This window comes from Arsukibacterium sp. (assembly GCF_041616895.1).
GTDB lineage: Bacteria > Pseudomonadota > Gammaproteobacteria > Enterobacterales > Alteromonadaceae > Alishewanella.
The window spans coordinates 66,313-86,868 of record NZ_JBFJPY010000001.1 but is presented as its reverse complement, the minus strand read 5'-3'; the positions used below and the strand labels follow the sequence as shown (position 1 = coordinate 86,868).

General features: G+C 48.5%; 19 protein-coding genes. 13 read left to right on the top strand and 6 right to left on the bottom strand.

All coding sequences use genetic code 11. From position 1 onward, the window contains the following. Nucleotides 1-58 precede the first annotated feature (58 nt). Nucleotides 59-883: an ABC transporter permease subunit gene (locus ABY802_RS00420; RefSeq protein ID WP_372624914.1), complete on the top strand. Its 825-nt coding sequence runs from the start codon at nucleotides 59-61 to the stop codon at nucleotides 881-883. Then, nucleotides 883-1,812 carry an ABC transporter ATP-binding protein gene (locus ABY802_RS00415; protein WP_372624912.1) on the top strand — a complete coding sequence of 310 codons (930 nt, stop codon included), beginning with the start codon at nucleotides 883-885 and terminating at the stop codon, nucleotides 1,810-1,812. Before ABY802_RS00420 ends, ABY802_RS00415 begins: the two co-directional genes overlap by 1 nt. Nucleotides 1,813-1,864: 52 nt before the next feature. On the opposite strand, the gene ABY802_RS00410 is transcribed toward ABY802_RS00415, so the two are convergent. Beyond that, nucleotides 1,865-3,145 carry an MFS transporter gene (locus tag ABY802_RS00410; RefSeq protein WP_372624910.1) on the bottom strand — a complete coding sequence of 427 codons (1,281 nt, stop codon included), beginning with the start codon at nucleotides 3,143-3,145 and terminating at the stop codon, nucleotides 1,865-1,867. 215 nt (nucleotides 3,146-3,360) lie between these two features. On the opposite strand from ABY802_RS00410, the gene ABY802_RS00405 reads away from it, so the two are divergent. The 6 genes from ABY802_RS00405 (at nucleotide 3,361) to ABY802_RS00380 (ending at nucleotide 7,765) form a co-directional block, all read left to right on the top strand. Continuing rightward, the gene (locus ABY802_RS00405; protein WP_372624908.1) at nucleotides 3,361-3,807 is read left to right on the top strand and encodes an NfeD family protein; all 447 of its coding nucleotides are present in this window, start codon (nucleotides 3,361-3,363) and stop codon (nucleotides 3,805-3,807) included. A gap of 30 nt (nucleotides 3,808-3,837) precedes the next feature. Further along, nucleotides 3,838-4,776 (top strand): SPFH domain-containing protein, encoded by a 939-nt coding sequence (locus ABY802_RS00400; protein ID WP_372624906.1) that lies wholly within the window; start codon nucleotides 3,838-3,840, stop codon nucleotides 4,774-4,776. Nucleotides 4,777-4,859: 83 nt separating this feature from the next. Beyond that, nucleotides 4,860-5,552 (top strand): aspartate/glutamate racemase family protein, encoded by a 693-nt coding sequence (locus tag ABY802_RS00395; RefSeq protein WP_372624904.1) that lies wholly within the window; start codon nucleotides 4,860-4,862, stop codon nucleotides 5,550-5,552. A 154-nt stretch (nucleotides 5,553-5,706) separates the two neighbouring features. After that, a complete protein-coding gene (locus ABY802_RS00390) occupies nucleotides 5,707-6,123 on the top strand; it encodes a hypothetical protein (protein WP_372624902.1) in 417 nt (138 codons plus the stop codon). Then, nucleotides 6,120-6,317, top strand: coding sequence for a helix-turn-helix transcriptional regulator (locus tag ABY802_RS00385; protein WP_372624900.1), 198 nt, complete (start codon nucleotides 6,120-6,122; stop codon nucleotides 6,315-6,317). The genes ABY802_RS00390 and ABY802_RS00385 overlap by 4 nt, the downstream gene beginning before the upstream one ends. A 92-nt stretch (nucleotides 6,318-6,409) precedes the next feature. Further along, the gene (locus tag ABY802_RS00380) at nucleotides 6,410-7,765 is read left to right on the top strand and encodes an MFS transporter (protein WP_372624898.1); all 1,356 of its coding nucleotides are present in this window, start codon (nucleotides 6,410-6,412) and stop codon (nucleotides 7,763-7,765) included. Here the strand turns inward: ABY802_RS00380 and ABY802_RS00375 are convergent. Continuing rightward, entirely contained in the window at nucleotides 7,762-8,670 is a 909-nt protein-coding gene (locus ABY802_RS00375) for a LysR family transcriptional regulator (RefSeq protein WP_372624896.1), read from the bottom strand. The genes ABY802_RS00380 and ABY802_RS00375 overlap by 4 nt on opposite strands. Nucleotides 8,671-8,862: 192 nt before the next feature. Here ABY802_RS00375 and ABY802_RS00370 point away from each other — a divergent pair, with 192 nt between their 5' ends. Both ABY802_RS00370 and ABY802_RS00365 read left to right on the top strand, forming a co-directional pair. Continuing rightward, a complete protein-coding gene (locus tag ABY802_RS00370) occupies nucleotides 8,863-9,309 on the top strand; it encodes a DoxX family protein (RefSeq protein WP_372624970.1) in 447 nt (148 codons plus the stop codon). A 185-nt stretch (nucleotides 9,310-9,494) separates the two neighbouring features. Further along, nucleotides 9,495-10,181 carry a pirin family protein gene (locus tag ABY802_RS00365; RefSeq protein ID WP_372624895.1) on the top strand — a complete coding sequence of 229 codons (687 nt, stop codon included), beginning with the start codon at nucleotides 9,495-9,497 and terminating at the stop codon, nucleotides 10,179-10,181. A 68-nt stretch (nucleotides 10,182-10,249) separates the two neighbouring features. Here ABY802_RS00365 and ABY802_RS00360 read toward each other — a convergent pair whose 3' ends face one another. Continuing rightward, nucleotides 10,250-10,537: an accessory factor UbiK family protein gene (locus ABY802_RS00360; RefSeq protein WP_372624893.1), complete on the bottom strand. Its 288-nt coding sequence runs from the start codon at nucleotides 10,535-10,537 to the stop codon at nucleotides 10,250-10,252. A gap of 124 nt (nucleotides 10,538-10,661) precedes the next feature. Here ABY802_RS00360 and rep point away from each other — a divergent pair, with 124 nt between their 5' ends. Beyond that, a complete protein-coding gene (gene rep, locus ABY802_RS00355) occupies nucleotides 10,662-12,677 on the top strand; it encodes a DNA helicase Rep (protein ID WP_372624891.1) in 2,016 nt (671 codons plus the stop codon). A gap of 50 nt (nucleotides 12,678-12,727) precedes the next feature. Here the strand turns inward: rep and ABY802_RS00350 are convergent, their stop codons facing one another. Both ABY802_RS00350 and ABY802_RS00345 read right to left on the bottom strand, forming a co-directional pair. Beyond that, the gene (locus ABY802_RS00350) at nucleotides 12,728-14,581 is read right to left on the bottom strand and encodes a diguanylate cyclase domain-containing protein (RefSeq protein WP_372624889.1); all 1,854 of its coding nucleotides are present in this window, start codon (nucleotides 14,579-14,581) and stop codon (nucleotides 12,728-12,730) included. A gap of 162 nt (nucleotides 14,582-14,743) precedes the next feature. After that, entirely contained in the window at nucleotides 14,744-15,136 is a 393-nt protein-coding gene (locus tag ABY802_RS00345) for a cytochrome c5 family protein (RefSeq protein ID WP_372624887.1), read from the bottom strand. A 607-nt stretch (nucleotides 15,137-15,743) separates the two neighbouring features. Here ABY802_RS00345 and polA point away from each other — a divergent pair. Further along, nucleotides 15,744-18,521 carry a DNA polymerase I gene (gene polA / locus ABY802_RS00340; protein WP_372624885.1) on the top strand — a complete coding sequence of 926 codons (2,778 nt, stop codon included), beginning with the start codon at nucleotides 15,744-15,746 and terminating at the stop codon, nucleotides 18,519-18,521. A gap of 484 nt (nucleotides 18,522-19,005) precedes the next feature. Here polA and yihA read toward each other — a convergent pair whose 3' ends face one another. Beyond that, nucleotides 19,006-19,638, bottom strand: a complete 633-nt coding sequence (yihA, locus tag ABY802_RS00335; protein WP_372624883.1) for a ribosome biogenesis GTP-binding protein YihA/YsxC — start codon at nucleotides 19,636-19,638, stop codon at nucleotides 19,006-19,008. A 181-nt stretch (nucleotides 19,639-19,819) separates the two neighbouring features. Here yihA and ABY802_RS00330 point away from each other — a divergent pair, with 181 nt between their 5' ends. Further along, complete coding sequence (locus ABY802_RS00330; protein WP_372624881.1) at nucleotides 19,820-20,446, top strand: cytochrome c; 627 nt, start codon at nucleotides 19,820-19,822, stop codon at nucleotides 20,444-20,446. The last annotated feature ends 110 nt before the right edge of the window (nucleotides 20,447-20,556 follow it).

Genomic DNA, 20,556 nt, shown 5'->3' with positions numbered 1-20,556 from the left:
GCACTCTTTGTGCAAAATCACGGATAGCACAACATAGAAATAATAAAAGGAAGTGTTTATGCCAATGATAATGTTACTACGGCAGATCCGGCTATTCAGTCAGGTCGAGCTATCCCGCCTTTGGCTGACCCGCCGCGGCTTGATGACCCTGGCGGCGACTGCGGTAGTCTGGTTTTTTTTGCTACGTTATGCCATTGCTCCGGCCAGCGACATTTTGCAGGAACCTAATTTTCAGAAATCCTTAACCGCTGCCTTTGGCATGTTGGGCTTAAATCAGCTGCTGAACTGGCCAGCGCCAGAACTCACCTTGTACTGGATGCTAAGCCTGATATTACTGCCCTTTTTAAGCCTGGTATTTACCGCGAATCAGCTATCGAGCGACGCCGCTCGCGGCACCTTACGCTTTATTAGCCTGCGTAGCAGCCGCACTGCGATTGTGCTGGGCCGTTTCTGCGGTCAGTTACTGGTACAGCTGTGCCTAATTCTGTTGTCACTGGCTGCAACCCTTGCCATCAGCGCGGTGCGACAAGGCGGCCTCAGCTGGCAGGCTATTGAAGCTGCCTTACTGATCAGCTGTCATCTGCTGATTGTGTTAATGCCTTTTACAGCCCTGATGACCGTATTCTCGGCCTGGGCCCGCTCGTCACGGCTGGCACTAAGTTTAGCCATTGTTAGCCTGGGGGTAATATTTGGCTTACTTAGCTGGCTTATCTATCATCAGCCAGATACCGCATTTTTACTTCAATATATGCCGGGCGCTCAGATATGGCAGCTTATTCCGGCGCAGGGTTGGCAAAGTTTGCAATTGGCGGCGCTGCCGCTGGCACAAACTGCGGTATTTCTGGTGATTGCCCAGCAAATTTTAAGCCGGAGGGCGCTGTAATGAAGAACATTATCAAGGTAACAGACTTATCAAAAAGTTATGGCCGCCATCAGGTACTGAACAAAATCAGTTTTGAAGTAAATAAAGGCGAAACCGTGGCGCTGATTGGCCAGAACGGCGCTGGAAAAACCACCTTATTCAGCCTGTTATGCGGCTACATCAAAGCGGATAGCGGTAAGATGCAGCTACTGGGAGGACAAGCTGGCAGTCAGGCGTTATTTGGCCAGGTTGCTGCCCTGCCGCAAGACGCCCAGCTGGATCCGGCGTTTAGCATTGGCCAGCAACTGAGCTTTTATGGCCAGTTACAGGGGCTTGGCGCCAGTGAGGCAAGGGCAGAAACCCAGCGGGTATTAGCGCTGGTAGACTTAGCAGCGCACTATCATACCAAAGCCGGTGCCCTTAGCCATGGTATGCGTAAGCGCGCGTGCATGGCGCAGGCTTTTATTGGCTCACCAGCACTTATTTTGCTGGATGAACCCACGGCCGGGCTGGACCCTGCCAATGCCTTGCATATTCGGGAACTGATCGGCGATTTAAGCCAGCACGCCAGCTTTTTAATCAGCTCTCATAATATTTTCGAGCTGGAGCGGCTGTGCAACAAAGTGCTGTATCTGCAAGATGGTAAGCTGCAACAGCATCATGCTAATACGGCAGAAGCTGCGGCATACCTCAGCTTGCAATTGCTTGGCAGCACCACCGTTGACAGTAATGAGGTTTGTCAGCAACTGCGTCAGCTGTCTGGTGTACTGGAGGTAACTGCCAACCGTAATCAAGAATATCAGCTTAGTTATCAGCCGCAGGCAGTAGATGATTTTGACATCAGGTTATTGCAATGTCTGGTTGCAAACGGTTGGCAGTATAAAACACTTAGCAAGGGCAAAAGCCTGGAGCAACAGTTGTTTGCTCAAAAGAACGCGGCGATGGTCTGAACGGGATAACATAAGTTAGATAAAATCAGTTAAACAGTGTTGTAACGCAATTTTATGCCTCTGGCAACGTTACCGCATACCACAAGCCCGCCAGGCAACTGGCGGCAAAAAACCACAACACCGCGGGTAAAGACCACCAGGCGATAGCACTGCTAACGCCTCCCACAACTAGCAGTAACACGCCGATTATTGAGTTACTTACTGACACATAGTCGGTGCGTTTGTTGCCGGACGCCATATCCAGCAGATACGTTTTGCGACCTACCCGTACTCCCGCGTGGCCAACACTGAGCAATAAAAACACCAGTAAATAAACATACAACGCCAGTTGGTCGAAAAACAGCTGCAGCGCCGCTAACACGCTGCAACCTACCAAGGCCATTGCGGCAGCGATAATCATCACGCGCCGGCTGCTGTTATCTGCCAGTTTACCCCAGAACACCGCACTGAGCGCGCTGGCCAGACTGGTGCAAATCAGAAACCACGCCAAGGTCTGGCCATTGCCATGCTGTTGCTGCGCAAGTAATACCAGAAAAGGCGACACCAGTGCCGAGCCCAGCAACAAGGCACGGCAACATAAAAACTGGCGAAAATGACTGTCGGTTTTGAGTAAGCTAAGGTTCTGCCATGCCTGTTGCAGGGCATTACTGCCGCCATCGGTTTGCCCGGGCTGCTCCTGCACCTGACTGAATAATGCCGCTGCACTAAACCACAGCAGCGCTGCCGCGGTTAACAGCACCACATATACCGTCAGGTTGTCGGGCTCCTGGCGTAATAACCACAGCGATACCAGCAGTGTTAGCACCCCCGAGGCTGTGCCGGCAATGCCGGTAAGCTGCCCCCGCTGTCCCTTGGGTACGGTTTTTCCTTTCACATCTTTCATCGCTACCGAACACAAACCACGGCCCAGACTAAAAAGCACCAACAGGCCAATGATTGCCAGACCAGCGGCTGCGCCCTGCCATGCACTGACCGCCAGCGCCATTCCCAGCACACAACTGCCTTGTACTATACTGCCGGCAATCCAGAACGTTTTACGAATAGCATAGCGGCGCACCCAGGCACCAATCAGCAGTTGCGGCAACATCGAGCCGGATTCACGAATAGGAACCAGCCAGGCTACCATTGCTGCTGGGGCACCAACCACACTCATCAGCCAGGTCAGCACCGTTTTCGGGCTGGTTAATAAATCTCCCAGACTTAGCAATAGCTGGCTTAGCAGCAGCAACACAAAGTTTTTCGGTACTTTGGTACAGGCACTGTCCGGAATATCCTTACAGGCCCGGGCGTCTTCTTCATTTACCAGTAATTCGTATATTTTTCGCTCTGCCATCGCCTTAATTCATTAATCCTCGAATATCCATAAAGTAACCCCCTGCATGGCCGGGTGCAAGCCACAACTTATATTGCAGAAGTTGATAACGGCAACAGACATAGTTTTTTACAAATCAGTCTCTCTAAAATCAGTAGCAAGCTATTAAAATGATTGACCCTTTTATCTAACATCAGGTACTGTTTGTGGCTGAATTTCTTCTACAGGATAAAGCTATGAGTATCGCAATGATCTGGATCATCGTTGGCGTGCTATTAATTCTGTCAGAACTGCTGGCAACCAGCATTGTTGCAGTATTTCTGGGTATCGGGGCTATTGTCGTCGGCATTTTACTGCAACTGGGCTGGATAGAGTCTGCCACCATGCAATACCTTATTTTCGGAGCGGTCAGCCTGGCACTGTTGCTGCTTGCCCGAGGCCACTTTAAACGCTGGTTTACCGGTTATACGGCTGACAGCGGCGAACAACCCAGCAGGCTGAAAGATGATATTGGCAACCGGGTTATTGTGCTGGCCGATTTTCAGCAGGGAGCCGGCCGGGTAGTGCTGAACGGTGTACAATGGGACGCTCGCTCTAACGAGCACCTGAAAGCCGGCGAAGTTGCCTGGGTTATTGCTAATGAAGGCATTCATTTAATTGTATCGGCGCAACAGCCGGTTTGATATTTAGTCATTTAAAAGGAAATACGGAAAATGGAAGAATTTGATATTCAAACCGTACTAACGCTGGGCTTTGCAATAGCGGTAGTCATTACCATTGTTAAATCTGCCCGGGTAGTACCACAAAAATCTAACTTTGTAATTGAACGCCTTGGTAAATACTCCCGCACGCTCGACTCTGGCTTTCATATTCTTATTCCGTTCATCGACAAAGTGGCCTATACCCACAGTTTAAAAGAAGAAGTTATAGACGTAGAGCGCCAGACCTGTGTTACCAAAGATAACATTCAGGTAGGCATTAACGGCGTGCTGTATTTGCAGGTAGTCGACCCACATAAAGCCAGTTACGGCATTAACGATTATCGCTATGCCGCATCACAATTAGCGCAAACCACCATGCGTTCAGTGATCGGCCAGACTGACTTAGATAAAACCTTTGAAGAGCGGGCAAAAATTAATGAAGAAGTGGTTAAAGCACTGGACGAAGCGGCATCGCCGTGGGGCATTAAAGTGCTGCGCTATGAAATTTCTGACATTGAACTGCCACTAAGTATTAAAGATGCCTTAGAACAGCAAATGCGCGCCGAGCGGGAACGTCGGGCGGCTATCGCCAAATCGGAAGGTGAACGTCAAGCCATGATCAACGTATCTGAAGGCCAGAAGCAGGAAGTGATTAACCTGTCAGAAGGTGACAAGATGCGTCAGATCAACGAAGCCGAAGGTCGCGCCCGCGAAATCGAGCTGATCGCTATTGCCACAGCTGAGGGTATCCGCCAGATTGCTGAAGCGATTAACCACCCTGGTGGACAAGAAGCAGTGAGCCTGCGGGTAGCCGAGCAATATGTAAAAGAATTCGGTAACCTGGCCAAAACCAACAACACCATGATAGTTCCAGCAGAACTGGCTAATATCGGCGGTGCGGTAGCTGGCTTAACCGAAATACTGAAAATTGCCCGGCCGGGTGGTAAGTAAAAACTGGCCACGTTAAAAAGTTTTATTTTTGAGTTATTTAAAAGCCAGCTGCATGCTGGTTTTTTGCTTTTTGAGTACAACGTATGAAAACAATTGGCTTAATCGGTGGCATGAGTTGGGAGTCGACCATTCCTTACTACCGCATCATTAATGAAACCGTTAAACAGCAACTTGGTGGGCTGCACTCGGCCAAAATTGTCTTATACAGCGTTAATTTTGCAGAAATTGAGCGCATGCAACGCGCTGGCGACTGGCACGCTGCCGGCAAGTTGCTGGCTGATGCCGCAACACGCCTTGAAGCTGCCGGTGCCGACTTTATTGTGCTGTGTACCAATACCATGCACAAAGTGGCAACTGCTATTGAGAATGCGACAACCCTGCCGCTACTGCATATTGCCGATGCCACCGCCTTGGCGGTTAATGCTGCAGGTTATAAAACGGTTGGTCTGCTAGGCACCAAATTCACCATGGAACAGCCTTTTTACACGGCCCAGCTAAAAGAGCAGCACGGCCTGAACGTACTTGTGCCCAATGAAGCAGCGCGCCAGCAGGTGCACCAGATAATTTATAATGAGCTGTGTTTAGGAAAGGTTTTAGCAGAATCGAAAGAACAATATCGGCAAATCATTACCGAACTGGTGGCACAAGGTGCCGAAGCCATTATTCTAGGCTGCACTGAAATATCCCTACTGGTATCGCAGCAAGACTCACAGGCGCCCTTATTTGATACCACCAGTATTCACGCCCAAAGTGCGGCTGAATTGGCGTTGGGGTAAGAAAAGTGTAGGCGACTATTTAAAACCCAGAACCGCAACATCTATAAAACCTTACAAAATGATAAGCAAGCTTGACACGTCAGCAATATTACTCTAACCTGCAAATGTCAAACACACTTTACTTAAAGTCAAGCAACATTTACGAGGTATCATTATGAACGACACGACATCCACTACGTTGGCGCAGCGCTATAAAGCGTCTAAAAAATCACTATTTATCTGGACATTGGGATGGTTATTGTCTCTAGCGCTGCTGGCTTTTGGACCTAAGCTAATCTGGGACTTTAACGTCATTGTTAGCCTGAGCATTATTGTCGTTAACTTGTTTTTTGGTTATCGGATGATTATCACTAATAAAAAATACCTGGATGGCTTAGATGAGCTGCAACGCCAATTGCACTTAAACGCGATGGCGATATCGCTTGGGGTTAGTGTGGTATTTGGGGCTATTTATGGCTTATTGGAACCCGCCCGTTTACTCGAGTCGACACCGAGCCCTTCTAACATTTTATTTGTTATGGGCATTTCATATTTTGTCAGTTTGGTACTTAATTTTCGGAAATACCAATGAAGAACCGGCTAAAAGTGTTGCGGGCAGAACGCAACTGGACCCAGTCTGACCTGGCAAAAGCACTTGATGTGTCGCGCCAAACCATTAATGCGATAGAAAATGGCAAATTTGATCCCAGTTTACCGCTGGCGTTTCGTGCCGCCAGGATCTTTGGTTTGGCGATTGAACAAATTTTTGATGACAGTGAGCATTAATCAGCGTCAGCACAGAGCAGGATATCTCTGCTTGCCTGACCGATTATCAGGCACTATGGTTAAGCTATTGTTTTAATGAAAGTGAGAAAGCTGTGTTTTTAAAGCAGGCGCTGTTACCCATTTCGTCGTTATTTATTTCGATAGCCTTTCTGGCTACTGGCTACGGCATGCTGATGACCTATATCGGCTTGTATTTAAAGCAAGCAGGCCTGTCAGAAATGGCTATCGGTATCATTAACTCGGCCTTTTTTCTGGGCGCCTTGCTGGCAGCGGTATTTAGCCAGAAGCTAATTGTTACCGTAGGACATGCCCGCAGTTTTTCAGCCTTTTCGGCACTGATGGTCATGGCCTTTTTAGGCCATACCTTGCATTACGATCCCTGGCTATGGGCGGGTTTACGTCTGCTGTCCGGCTTTGCGTTTTATGCCTTATTAATTGTGCTGGAAAGCTGGCTGAACGAAAAAAGCAGCTCGGCAGACCGCGGCCGGGTATTGGCGGTGTATACAGTGGTGTTTTTTATGGCGACGGCCATTGGTCAGCTGATTTTAAGTCTGGATGTCGCGTCGCATGTGGTATTTGTGCTGGGGTCCGTGCTGGTGCTGGCATCGCTGTTTTTAGTGGCCATTACCCGGATCAGTCAGCCTGTGCTGCCACCATTTGAGCGTTACAGTTTACCCCGGGTATTACATATTGCACCGCTGGCACTGGTAGGCAGTGTTATTGGTGGTTTTTTTGTTGGTGGCTTTTACACCATGGTGCCGGTGTTTGTGCTAAATACCTATGGCCAGCAATCGGTAGTGGCCACTTTTATGGCCATTTCAATTTTAGGAGGCTTGCTGGCGCAGTGGCCGGTCGGTACCCTGTCTGATCGCTATGGCCGGCGTAAATTACTGGCCTGGGCCGGTTTATTTAGTGCGGCAATTTGCCTGTTACTGGCGCTGTTGGCAACGCAAACCTGGTTATTCTATTTGCTGGGTTTTTTACTTGGAACCAGTTTATTTAGTATTTATCCGCTGAGTGTGGCCCGGGCCAACGATAGATTAGACCATGGTAAAGATCTGGTAGAAGTTAGCCGCAGCTTATTGTTTGCCTATGGCATAGGCTCTTTTTTGGCACCGTTGCTGCTCGGTGCTGTATTAGGCATATCTGGCGGGTTGTTTTTTAGTGTGCTGGCCGTAGCAGCACTGTTACTGGGTGGTTATGCCTTAACCGCAGAGCGTATTGCCAATGAGCAGTTAAGCGTGTTTGTCGCGGTACCCGCAGCCTCTGGCGCATCCCTTGCCCAACTGGACCCGCGCCAGGATGACGGGTGGGTCGAAGACCATAAACCGGCATATCCTGCACCGGCAGACAGCATGCCCCGCACTGAACCCACCATTACAGATATCACTGAAACCAAAGACGCTGCGCCAGCTTCGGCACAACCAGAACGACACAATAAGGATTAATTAGCGCTGAAAACCTGCGGCCATGGGTAACTGCATAACTGCTGGCAAAACCAGCTTAGTGCGTTGCCCTGTTGTTGTTTATGCCAGGCCAGATAGAGCTTTGCGCTGTCGCGCGGAATACTGTGCTGCTTGGCAATCAGCTCACCACATGCTAACTGCTGTTGCACCAGATGTCGGGGTAAAAAGCCAACACCCAAGCCCTGCTGCTGAGCGCTAATTTTTTGAGCCAGATTAGCCACCACCACTTTTTGTCTGGTATCGAACAAGCCACTGGACAGCTTTTGGCTGTCGATAGCCGAGTCAGCAACGATAATGGCAGTTTCCTGTTGCACGTCAGCCAGTGTAATCACTTTGTCACGTTCAGCCAGCGGGTGGTGTGGCGCTATCGCAAAGACAAACTCGACCTCCCCCAGCAGCTGTAACTGATAGGCCCCGCTATGCTGGCTAGCCGGCACGCCTATCGCAATATCGGCCCGTCCAGTGTGAAGTGCCTCCCAGCCTCCGGCCATTACCTCCTGACGCAGGGCCACCCGGGTTAACTTGCCCAGCTGCAAAAACTGGCTGATTAAGGCAAATACTGGTTCCACTGGCACGACGCTGTCGAGTGCCAGAGTAAGCTCCGTTTCCCAGCCACTATCCAGTTGCTGCACGGCTTTTTGCAATTGGTCGGCGGCTTTGAGCAACTCGCGGCCCTGTTGCAGCAATAACTGGCCGGCCGGGGTTAAGCGGGCCTTTTGTTTCGTGCGGTCAAATAAACTGACCCCGAGGTTTTGTTCCAGCTGTGCCATGGTGTAACTGAGCGCCGAGGGCACCTTGTACAGTGCCTCGGCCGCTGCCGCAAAACTGCCTTTGCGATCAATTGCATCGAGCGCCCGCAGCGCATCTAAATTAATCAGTTGCTGCATATTCTGCTTAACCTATACCGATTACCAACTCCTAGCTTATGTCATTATTCAAAATATTTGAACCAATAATGCAAAATGCTCCGCTTTTTAATTCAGGATAACAGGACTATCTTTAGCATATCGACAGGTTGCTTGTGGTCGAATAAACAATCCGGCTTTTACTAACCATTAAATAATTTGAAAGGTGATATGATGAAGACATTAATTGCAAAGCTTACTACTACCCATGCTGGCTGGTCAGCGCTGGCACTGCGCATTCCAGTCGGTATTATTTTTGCCGCACACGGCGCTCAAAAACTGTTTGGCTGGTTTGGTGGTTATGGCCTGCAAGGCACTGCCGGCTGGATGGACAGTATTGGCTTAAGCCCGGGCATGCTGATGGCATTGTTAGCCGGCGCGGCCGAGTTTTTCGGCGGTCTTGCTCTGGTGATTGGCCTGTTAACCCGGCCGGCCGCAGCAGCCTTGTCGGTAGCCATGCTGGTGGCTATTTTTGCGGTACATTTTGAAAATGGCCTGTTTATGGCGAATAACGGTTATGAATTTGGTTTGGCGCTGTTAGCAGCCAGTGTTTCGCTGCTGTTTAGTGGCGCAGGCAAATTGTCGGTTGATAACTTACTGGCCCGTAAACTAATTAGCTAACTAGCCCGAACTACAAGCCAAACCTGCAAGCAGGGTAGCTGGTGTGCTGACGAAACAGCAGCAGGGATGCTGCGCAGGCTGAAGGGGCACAGGGATGTGATCCTTGAAGCCGGTAGAGTCAGTATTCCAGCTATCCTGCCAATACGCCAAAACTAATATCTGTTTAACAAAGTTAGGAGTGCCTGATGATTACCCTACGCAAAGCTGAAGAACGTGGCAAAGCGAGTTTTGGCTGGCTGAAAAGCCGCCACAGTTTTTCCTTTGGCAGCTATTACGACCCGGCGCATATGGGCTTCTCAGCCCTGCGAGTCATTAACGATGACTGGGTAGCCCCCGGTGCAGGTTTTGATACCCACGGCCACCGCGATATGGAAATTATTACTCTGGTGTTGCAAGGTGCCATTGTTCATAAAGACTCCGCTGGTAATGAAAAAGTACTGCCGGCCGGCGAATTTCAGTTAATGAGTGCCGGTAGCGGCGTGTACCACTCGGAATTCAATGCCAGCCAGAGTGAACACCTGCGCTTTTTGCAAATTTGGATAATGCCTGACCGACAAGGCGGTGCGCCCGGTTATCAGCAAAAGCATTTTGCCGAAAAAACCGGCTTAACCCTGATTGCCTCAGCCGATGGTCGTGACGGCAGTTTAGTACTAAAACAACAGGCCCAGCTGCTAAGGTTAAGCCTGAATACTAACGATCAACTTAACTACCCGATGGCCGGCAGAAAATGCTTTTTGCAGCTGATCAGCGGCGAGCTAAAGGTGGCTGACCAGATTGTGCGACCGGGTGATGGATTAATGATCAGCGCTGAAAGCGCGTTGCTGTTACACGCGGCTAAGCCTAGCGAAGCACTGTTGTTTAATTTGCCATAATAGCCAGTCAGGCGCCATCCAGAGTCACCGGGCGAGCGCGTCAGCCGCTATCGCCCTGTACAGGAATTTTACTGCTGATCGGCCGTAGGTAAATCTGTTTGTGGATCGGCAGTCACATTTTGGGCCAGTAAGGCCGCTACCTGCTGTTCCAGTTGTTCCACCTTTTCCCGGGTGCGCAATAGTACCTGGCGCTGCACATCAAACTCTTCCCGACTGACAAAATCCAGATTAGCCAGTTTTTGTTGCAATACCTGCTTTACTTTGGCCTCAGTATCGTCGGCAAACTGCTTTATTTGTGGCGGCAAGGCATTGCCTATTTGTTTAGCGATATCTTCAATTTTTTTCGGATCAATCATAATGGTCTCCAGTTAGCCGGTTTAGCGCAGTAATAACGCTATTCTACGGAGATAAATCCAGAACGCGAATGCTATTTACTGCTAATTTTGGTTACAATGCCTGCCCGCTGGTAAGGTACAGGTTATGCAGTTAAATTCGCAACAAAACGCCGCTGTTACATTTATTGCCGGGCCCTGCCTGGTGCTGGCTGGCGCCGGCAGTGGTAAAACCCGGGTTATTATTAATAAAATTGCCTACTTAATTCAGCAATGTCAATTGCCTGCCCGCCATATTGCGGCGGTAACCTTTACCAATAAAGCAGCGCGGGAGATGCGCGAGCGCATTCAGGCGCAATTGCCCAAAACTGCGACCCGTGGCCTGACTATCTCTACTTTTCATACCTTAGGCCTTGAGATCATTAAAAAGGAATATCGGCATATAGGCTATAAAGCTAGCTTCAGCCTGTTTGACGATCAGGACAGTATGGCGTTGTTAAAAGAGCTGACCGCCAATGAATTTCAGGGCGACAAAGACTTATTAAAAGCACTGCAAAGTAAAATATCCGGCTGGAAAAATGATTTAACCCTGCCGGCTCTGGCGATAAAGCACGCCAGCGATCCGCAGAGTATTAACTTCGCCAATTATTACCAGCAATATAGCGACCAGCTGAAAGCTTACAACGCACTGGATTTTGATGACTTAATTCTGATCCCGACCCTGCTGTTTCAACACAATACGGAAGTACGGCAAAAGTGGCAGCAGAAAATTCAATATTTGCTGGTCGATGAATATCAGGATACCAACACCAGTCAGTACGAACTGGTTAAGGCACTGGTGGGTGAGCGCCAGCGCTTTACCGTGGTTGGCGATGATGACCAGTCTATTTATTCCTGGCGCGGTGCCAGGCCGCAAAATCTGGTGCTGCTTAAAACAGACTTTCCGAATTTAAAAGTAATTAAGCTGGAGCAGAATTACCGCTCGGCCGAGCGAATTTTAAAAGCAGCCAATATTCTGATTGCCAATAACCCGCATGAATTTGAGAAAAAACTGTTTAGCCAAAATAGTTACGGCGTGCCATTAAGGGTACTGCCCTGCAAGCATGAAGAAGATGAAGCAGAGAAAGTGGTGGCGGAAATTATTTCGCACCGCTTTATTAACCGCAGCGAATATCGTGATTATGCCCTGCTGTACCGGGGCAACCATCAGGCAAGGGTGTTTGAAAAGGCGCTGATGACCAATCGAATTCCTTATAAAATTTCCGGTGGTACCTCGTTTTTTGCCCGCAGCGAAATTAAAGATGTCATGGCCTACCTGCGGCTGTTGGTTAACCAGGATGATGATAACGCCCTGCTGCGGATTATCAATGTACCACGACGAGAAATTGGTGCCGCCACATTGCAGCAGGTTGGCAATCTGGCCAACGAGAAGCATATCAGCTTATTCGCCGCCTGCTGCGATATGGAATTATCCATGCACTTGTCGGCCAGGGCGCAGCAAGCGGTGCAGCAGTTTGCTAACTGGATTAATCAGGTGGCTGATAACGCGAAACGCGCGGATCCAGCTGAGGCGGTGCGTGATTTAATCCGGCAAAGCCACTATGAAGCCTGGCTGTTCGAAACCAGCAATAGCCCTAAAGCGGCAGAGATGGCGCTGAAAAACGTTAATGAGCTGTATCGCTGGATCAGCACCATGCTGGAAGGTGATGACGAACACGAAGCCATGACCCTGCCAGAAGTGGTCACCCGTCTCACCCTGCGCGATATGATGGAGCGCCAGCAACAGGAAGATAATGCTGATCAGGTGCAGTTGCTTACCCTGCATGCTTCTAAGGGCCTGGAGTTTCCTTATGTGTTTATGGTGGGCATGGAAGAAGGTTTGTTACCGCATCAGAGCAGTATTGATGAAGATAATGTGGAAGAAGAGAGACGGCTGGCTTACGTGGGCGTTACCCGCGCTCAACGCGAATTAATTTTCACCTATGCTAAAGAGCGTCGCCAATATGGTGAAGTAATACGACCTGAACCAAGCCGCTTTTTGCACGAATTACCGCAAGACGATCTGGAGTGGCAGCAGGCTGCTCCGGTCAAAACCGAACAGCAACGGCAACAAACCGGCCAGGCCCATCTGGAACGACTGCGTCAGATGTTGAAAAAAGAATAAATTGCATTGTGCCGGCAAGACAATAGAAGGACCCTGCTTCAGCGAGTATGTTATTCGGCGCCCAGAGCACGGAGCATCTGATCGCGCATCTTGTCCTGGAATATGGCATAACGGCCCCGGCCCAGTGCCTTGGCATGATACATAGCAGCGTCGGCATCGCGTAATAATTGCTCGCCGTTACCGTACTCTGCTTGCATTAACGCTATACCAATACTGACCCCGGAATTTACCTGCTGGCCTTCCAGGTAATAAGGTTCACGGACTTTTTCAATAATCCGCTGCGCTATATCCTCAGCGTCATGCTCGCCCTGCAGGTTCTGCAACAAGACGACAAACTCATCACCGCCAAGCCGGGCAGCCAAGTCGTGCTCCCTTACCGCACTCAAAATCCGTTTACTGGTTTCTATCAGAAAGGCGTCACCAATATGGTGGCCCAGCGTGTCATTAATTAATTTAAAGCGATCCAGGTCAAGAAACAGCAGTGCCATTCCAACTTCTGGTTGCCGTTTATAAAGTGCAAACTGGCGTTTGAGCTGTTCCAAAAACATCTGACGATTGGCCAAGCCAGTTAACAAATCATGGTTAGCTTCGTAAAATAACTTTTGCTCGGCTTTTTTCCGCTCTTCTACCTGTAACCGTAAGAATAAATTGGTTTGACGAAGCTCGCGAGTACTCTCGAATACTTTACGTTCCAGTTCTTCCTGATGCTGTTTTTGTTTTTCTGCTGCCAGCTTGCGCTGAATGGCAACGCCGATGTGCTGCGACACAAAGCGCAATATATTAAGCTCCTGCTCTGTGTATTCGTAGGCATTGTCATACGATTGCACAGCAATAACCCCGATAACCCGTTGGTCTATCAGTAAGGGTGCGCCTAACCAGCATGAAGACAGTCTCGCACGCTGCATGGGGTCTGCCATCCCACGGCGGATCTCGCCCTCTGATGCTAATTGTTCAGCCGCATCGGTGTTAATTAAGCGCGCCTCAGCACACCGAATAACATACTCTGTGAAACCGCGGCTAATCGGCCTCTCCCGCGCCGGGGGCGAGTATTGATCAAGATAAAACGGAAACGTTAGTTTTGTCTGATCGCTATTGAGCAATGCGATATAACAGTTATCTGCCGACATTAATCCGGCCAGTACTTTATGCATGGCTTTATAAAAGCTTTGCATATCACGGCTGCTGGCTGTCAGCTCAGAAATTTCATACAAGGCAGCCTGCAATCGTTCAGCGTTAGTACGCTCTTTAATTTCTTTCTGCAACGACTGGTTTATCAGCTGTAATTGCTGGGTTCGCTCCTGTACGGTCAGCTCAAGCAATTCACGGCTTTTTACCCGATCGAGTGCCGTAACAGTATGACCGCCAATGCTGAGAAACATGGCCAACTCTTCATCGCCATAACGGTAATCACTGTCGTAAGTTTGAATTGCCATGACACCGATAAGTTGCTCATCACGCCACAATGGAATACCCATCCAGTGGGTACACTCGGAGCCCTGCGCCTGGATATCGCCGTTAGCGAGCATGGCATTGAACTGCTTATTATCACACAGCAGTGGCTGGCGGGTTTTAGTAACGTATCCGGTAAGGCCTGAGGAGAAAGAACTGGAAGGAACTTGTTTGATAATTTGCTGATCTTTTTCGTCGGAAAAATACTGCAGCGAATATTGTTCGGTAGTGCCGTCATAAAGGACCACATAAAAATTTTCGGCATGCAGCAGCTCTGATACCATTTTATGGATAGCCGGATAAAACTCCCGCATATCACTGATGGTGCTGGCCAGTTCAGACAGTTTTAGCAGCGCTCCCTGAATCGTATAAGCCTGCTTATAGCGGCTAATCAGGGTCGTTAGCCGGCGGGCTTTGGCTTTTATCAGTTGGAGTTGTGATCCGTTTAGCTTCAACGTATTTCTGCTCTGCTTCTGCGGGTTTGACAATGACTCTTATTATGCACAAAGTTTCGCCACATGGAAGCAGTCAAGGGTTAAACATGTGGTAAACCGTGCCTTTTTTAAAAACAAAAGCCGTGCACTGCACGGCTTTGTCAATTTAACGCAATAACCCTGTTACACGCCGTCGGTCATAAACCGGATAGCAGCGGCAATTTCGTCTTCACTACAGGTGGCACAGGTACCCATCGCCGGCATATTGTTAAAACCTTCTATAGAGTGTTTTAACATCACATCAAACCCCTGGGCAATCCGTGGCTTCCAACTATCAGCACCTGGCTTAGGGGCATCTAACGCACCCGTACCGTGACACGCTATACATGCGCCGTTGTATACTTGCTCACCCGACCGCGGGCCAGTGGCGGCAGCAGCCACTTCAACTTGCTGGCCAGCAATATACACCTGACCTACCGGCGCAATGCGTTTGGCTAATTCTTCGTTATTGTCAGTGCTGGCGGTCGCACCAACCGCCAGCAGCATTGTGGCCAGCGCAAAAGTTAATTTCTTCATTAAATATTTCCCATAGCTCAAGGCAGTTTCATATTGATGGCATTATAGCCTGCAAGCTAATGCAATTAAAAGACTGCATTGCCGATCTGAACTGTTGATTAATTAATCAGTCCGGCATCAACGGTAATTACGGATAAATGATCCGGTGGGATCAACCAAGAATTTGCCAGTGCAGTACCCCGCTAAGCCTTGCCAGTATTGCTATATGCTTTTAGCGTCTTTAACAGCTAACCTTTAATAGCGAAATTATTTAAAACAACTACTATGCTTCGGTCAGGTTTGTGGTAGTCTATTCGACCTACTCAGTCAGGGAATGATTAAGTTGCCACATTTCCCCAGACCTCGTAGAAAGTTTTTCCACAAAGTGGATGTAAAAATAATAATAACAAGGGCGTTCGCGATTTCCCCCTCAGTTACTATATAGATCAAGCAGTTAATCAGTATTCTTACCCATCATTTTTTTAAATGCGTGGTATTTCCCTATTAGTTTTACACAAAGTTATCCACAGCTTATCAGCCAAAATTCATCTTCGCTTGCTGCAGCAATTCTGGCTGTCACCTGTTGGCTGTGGCATCCTATAAAAAATTTCCAGAGGACAGCTTAACCATGGTCTATATTCCAAAGAATCCGTTGATCTTAGTTGATGGTTCTTCTTACCTCTTTCGCGCTTATCATTCTCCGCCGCATTTAACCAATTCCCGTGGAGAAGCCACTGGTGCTATTTATGGCGTGATTAACATGCTGAAAAGCTTGGTACGTCAATACAATCCCAGCCATATGGCTGTGGTTTTTGATGCCAAAGGCCCAACTTTTCGCAATGAAATGTACAGTGAATACAAAGCTAACCGCCCGCCAATGCCCGACGATTTGCGCAGTCAGATTGAACCGATACATCAAATTGTGCGAGCCATGGGCCTGCGACTGTTGTGCATCAGTGGTGTAGAAGCCGATGATGTTATTGGTACCTTAGCAAGACAAGCCAGTTTAGCTGGCCGCCATACCCTGATCTCTACCGGCGATAAAGATATGGCGCAACTGGTGGACGGGCACGTTACCCTGATCAATACCATGACAAATACCCTGCTGGATCCGGAGTCGGTGGTCAGCAAATTTGGCGTAGGTCCCGAGGCGATAATCGACTATCTGGCACTGATGGGCGACAAAGTCGATAATATTCCTGGTCTGCCTGGTGTTGGTGAAAAAACTGCATCAGCGTTATTGCAGGGGCTGGGATCAATTGACAACATTTATCAGCACCTTGATAAAGTTACTGAACTTAACTTTCGTGGTGCCAAAACCATGGCTGCGAAACTGGCCGAGCACAGACAGCAGCTGGAATTGTCATATCAGTTGGCCACGATAAAAACCGATGTGGAACTTAATTGTCAGCTGGATGATCTGGCAATCGAACCAGCAGACCGCCAACAACTTGCTGAATTATATAAACTTTGTGAGTTTAAACGCTGGCTTTCTGAGATACTGCAGGATAATCCGGCGCAGACATCATCGGCCGGTGAATTAACGCCAGCAGCAGAGCTGCTGGAACCGGCGGCTGTGCCACCGACCTTAGATCGCAGCCAATACCAAACCATCCTTGAGCAGCAGGAATTCGAGATACTGCTGGAGGCAATAGACAAAGCTGAACTCACTGCATTTGATACCGAAACCACCAGCCTGGATTATATGCAGGCCGAGCTGGTCGGGATGTCTTTTGCGGTCGCGCCGGGCCAGGCCTGGTATTTACCATTGGCGCATGACTATGTTGGTGCGCCTGAGCAACTGGACCGCGACGAGGTGTTAGCCGCCTTAAAGCCCTGGCTGCAGGATAAGAACAAAGCAAAAGTTGGCCAGAATCTTAAATACGATAGCAGCGTGCTGGCACGGTATGACATTGCGCTACAAGGTATTTGCTTTGATACCATGCTGGAGTCATACGTGTTTAACTCGGTAGCGAGCCGGCATGATATGGATAGTCTGGCGTTGAAGTATCTGGGACACAGTAACATCAGTTTTGAGGACATTGCCGGTAAAGGTGCTAAACAACTTACCTTTAATCAGATTGCTCTGGAACAGGCAGCGCCGTACGCCGCAGAGGATGCCGACGTTACCCTGCAATTACATCTGAAGCTGTGGCCACAACTTAGTGCCGAGCCCGGTCTGAAAAAAATCCTAACCGACATCGAAGTACCGCTACTGACGGTATTGAGTAAAATTGAGCGTAATGGCGTGCTAATCGACAGCACCGTTCTAGCTCAGCAAAGCCAACAGTTGGCTGAACGCATTGATGAACTGGAAAAACAGGCGTACGAGCAGGCAGGCCAGACCTTTAACATGGCTTCGCCTAAGCAACTACAGGAAATTCTCTTTAACCAGATGGGGCTTCCGGTATTGAAAAAAACCCCGGGCGGCACCCCGTCTACTGCAGAAGATGTACTGGCAGAACTGGCGCTTGAATATGAGTTTCCCAAATTGATTACCGAGCACCGCGGTTTAAGTAAATTGAAATCCACTTATACCGATAAGCTGCCAAAAGTGATAAATCCGACAACAGGTCGGGTCCATACCTCGTACCATCAGGCTATTGCCGCCACGGGCAGGCTAAGCTCTACCGAACCTAATCTGCAAAATATTCCTATTCGCAGTGAAGAAGGCCGCCGCATCCGCCAGGCTTTTATTGCACCGACAGGGAAAAAAATACTGGCAATCGATTATTCTCAGATTGAATTACGGATAATGGCGCACCTCTCAGGCGATAAAGCCTTACTCGATGCCTTTGCAAAAGGCTTAGATGTCCACAAAGCAACTGCTGCTGAAGTGTTCGGTGTTACTCTCGATGAGGTCAGCAGTGAACAACGTCGTCAGGCTAAAGCGGTTAACTTTGGCTTAATTTACGGTATGTCAGCGTTTGGTCTGGCGAAACAACTGGGGATCAGCCGTAGCGACGCCCAAAGTTATGTCAATCGTTATTTTGAGCGGTTTCCGGGAGTGCTACGTTATATGGACGATACCCGCAAACAGGCGCATGAACTGGGCTATGTTGAGACCCTGTTTGGTCGCCGTTTATATTTGCCTGATATTAACGCCCGAAATATGGGGCGGCAAAAAGGTGCGGAACGGGCCGCTATTAATGCCCCAATGCAGGGTACGGCAGCCGATATTATAAAAATGGCCATGATTAAAGTAGATAGCTGGCTCGACAGCCAACCCACATCTGAGGTGAAAATGATCATGCAGGTACACGATGAACTGGTGTTTGAAGTACCTGCCAGCGACTTACAGCGGGTACAAACTGAATTAGTTGCCGTTATGGAAACTGCAGCCAGCCTGAAGGTGCCGTTACTGGCTGAAGCAGGCAGTGGCGACAACTGGGATCAAGCACACTGAGCATGTTCATACCCCCTGCAAAATGGTAATTAAATTACATTAAATAGCTAAATAGCTCTGAAAATGATTTTTTGTTGTTTTATTACATAAAAAACTTGCAATCGCTGGCTGAGTGGTTAAAATTTGTCGGGTAGGGTACAGAGGTAAGATGTTCTATCTTTCAGCGCGAGGCCACTGGTTAAGCCAGGTTCGGTAAGCAATAGAAAGTAGGCTTATTTAGCCGCCCCGCTGTTTTCAGCGGGGCGTTTTTTTATCTAAAATTCAGTAAACGGTAAAAAATCACGATAAAGCTGAAATTTTGCAATATATTTTAGAGTAAATACTTCAAACCGAGCGGATTTATTGTATAATGTTACAGTCTTAGCAATAGGACACCCTGTTGATTTGAATTATTAGCTTCTCCCCGATTGCTATAACCGACACCTGCTGGTGTCGGTTTTTTTATGGCTGAAGCTTTATTAAGTTCGAGGTAGCAACATTATATTCATTCGGGCGGATTGTGCTCATTACTGTCATGACTAAACCAGTGATCCAACGTCTGCTCAAATTCATCCATCCCCAGCTTGGTCAGCGAACTAAACATATGTACTGTAACATCACCCATAAAAGCTAACGACGCTTCACGAACTTCCAGCAAGGTTTTTTTACGGGCACCGGATCCCAGTTTGTCGGCTTTTGTCAGTAAAATAAGCACCGGTAAATCACTTTGTACCGCCCAGTGCACTAATTGTTGATCTAAATCCTTAAGAGGATGACGAATATCCATCAGTACGACCAACCCTTGCAAACTCTGCCGCTTCTCCAGATACTGCGACAATGACTTTTGCCACTTTTCTTTTACCGCCAGCGGCACTTTGGCAAAGCCGTAACCCGGCAAATCGATCAGTCTTTTATTTTCTGCAAAGGTAAAAGTGTTAATCAGTTGAGTACGGCCAGGTGTTTTACTGGTTCTGGCTAAACTATTTTGTCGGGTAAGCGTATTTAAAGCACTGGATTTTCCTGCATTGGAGCGACCGGCGAAAGCGACCTCAATACCACTATCTGCCGGTAATGCCTTAATATCGGGGGCGCTGGTTAAAAAACTAGCTTGTTGGTAATTGAATTTTGCTTTGTACACAGCCTGCTCCGGCGGTTAAATTTGGGCCATTGTAACGGATCTGGTGGATCGGAAGAAGCTTTTGCAGCACAGATGGGATTTTACTTTGGGCAGTTTCGTGTAAAATGGCGTAATAAATTCTTATAAACTCACTTGGTTGCCAGTTTGCTGGCGGTTTAATGCGGACAGAGACGGATATAAAATGAAAAAACTTGTACTTCCACTGACGCTGTTAATCGGTTTAATCGGTACAGCCCACGCTTTTGATGGCGATGCTGAAGCAGGCAAAGCAAAAGCAACAACCTGTGTCGCTTGCCACGGTACTGACGGCAATAGCATGGTTGATATTTACCCTAAAATTGCGGGTCAGCATGCTGAGTACCTGTATAAGCAGTTAACTGATTATAAACTGGGTATGACCACTGGCGGCAAAGAAGGCCGTAACAATGCCATTATGTTTGGTATGGTCGCATCGCTAAGTGATCAGGATATGAAAGATCTGGCAGCTTATTTTGCTTCGCAAACCATGAGCAGTGGTACAACCCCGGAAAATGTGATTGCAAAGGGCCAGCAGTTATATCGCGGTGGTGACGAAGCGCGCGGTATCGCGGCCTGTATCGCCTGTCATGGTCCACGCGGTGTAGGTACCAGCCTGTCGGGTTTTCCCAGAATATCCGGTCAGCATGCCGCTTACCTGAAAGCGACGTTGCAAGAATTTCACAATGGCACCCGTGCTAACGATATGAATGGCATGATGGGTGATATCGCCAGAAAACTGACCGATGAAGATATTGAAGTATTGTCGCAATATTTAGGCGGTTTACACTAATCTGTTCCGCCGGACAGAGGTTAAATCTTGTCCGGCGCGTTATTTTTGTGAGATATCTCTCACAACTCTGTGCGAAATTAACCAAATTAATTTTAAAATTGAACTTTTCT

Coding starts and splice junctions, on each gene's coding strand:
- polA (WP_372624885.1), top strand. CDS start 15,744: ATGGTCTATATTCCAAAGAATCCGTTGATCTTAGTTGATGGTTCTTCT.
- ABY802_RS00415 (WP_372624912.1), top strand. CDS start 883: ATGAAGAACATTATCAAGGTAACAGACTTATCAAAAAGTTATGGCCGC.
- ABY802_RS00365 (WP_372624895.1), top strand. CDS start 9,495: ATGATTACCCTACGCAAAGCTGAAGAACGTGGCAAAGCGAGTTTTGGC.
- ABY802_RS00400 (WP_372624906.1), top strand. CDS start 3,838: ATGGAAGAATTTGATATTCAAACCGTACTAACGCTGGGCTTTGCAATA.
- ABY802_RS00390 (WP_372624902.1), top strand. CDS start 5,707: ATGAACGACACGACATCCACTACGTTGGCGCAGCGCTATAAAGCGTCT.
- ABY802_RS00375 (WP_372624896.1), bottom strand. CDS start 8,670: ATGCAGCAACTGATTAATTTAGATGCGCTGCGGGCGCTCGATGCAATT.
- ABY802_RS00405 (WP_372624908.1), top strand. CDS start 3,361: ATGAGTATCGCAATGATCTGGATCATCGTTGGCGTGCTATTAATTCTG.
- ABY802_RS00345 (WP_372624887.1), bottom strand. CDS start 15,136: ATGAAGAAATTAACTTTTGCGCTGGCCACAATGCTGCTGGCGGTTGGT.
- ABY802_RS00360 (WP_372624893.1), bottom strand. CDS start 10,537: ATGATTGATCCGAAAAAAATTGAAGATATCGCTAAACAAATAGGCAAT.
- ABY802_RS00395 (WP_372624904.1), top strand. CDS start 4,860: ATGAAAACAATTGGCTTAATCGGTGGCATGAGTTGGGAGTCGACCATT.
- ABY802_RS00330 (WP_372624881.1), top strand. CDS start 19,820: ATGAAAAAACTTGTACTTCCACTGACGCTGTTAATCGGTTTAATCGGT.
- ABY802_RS00385 (WP_372624900.1), top strand. CDS start 6,120: ATGAAGAACCGGCTAAAAGTGTTGCGGGCAGAACGCAACTGGACCCAG.
- rep (WP_372624891.1), top strand. CDS start 10,662: ATGCAGTTAAATTCGCAACAAAACGCCGCTGTTACATTTATTGCCGGG.
- ABY802_RS00420 (WP_372624914.1), top strand. CDS start 59: ATGCCAATGATAATGTTACTACGGCAGATCCGGCTATTCAGTCAGGTC.
- ABY802_RS00410 (WP_372624910.1), bottom strand. CDS start 3,145: ATGGCAGAGCGAAAAATATACGAATTACTGGTAAATGAAGAAGACGCC.
- ABY802_RS00370 (WP_372624970.1), top strand. CDS start 8,863: ATGAAGACATTAATTGCAAAGCTTACTACTACCCATGCTGGCTGGTCA.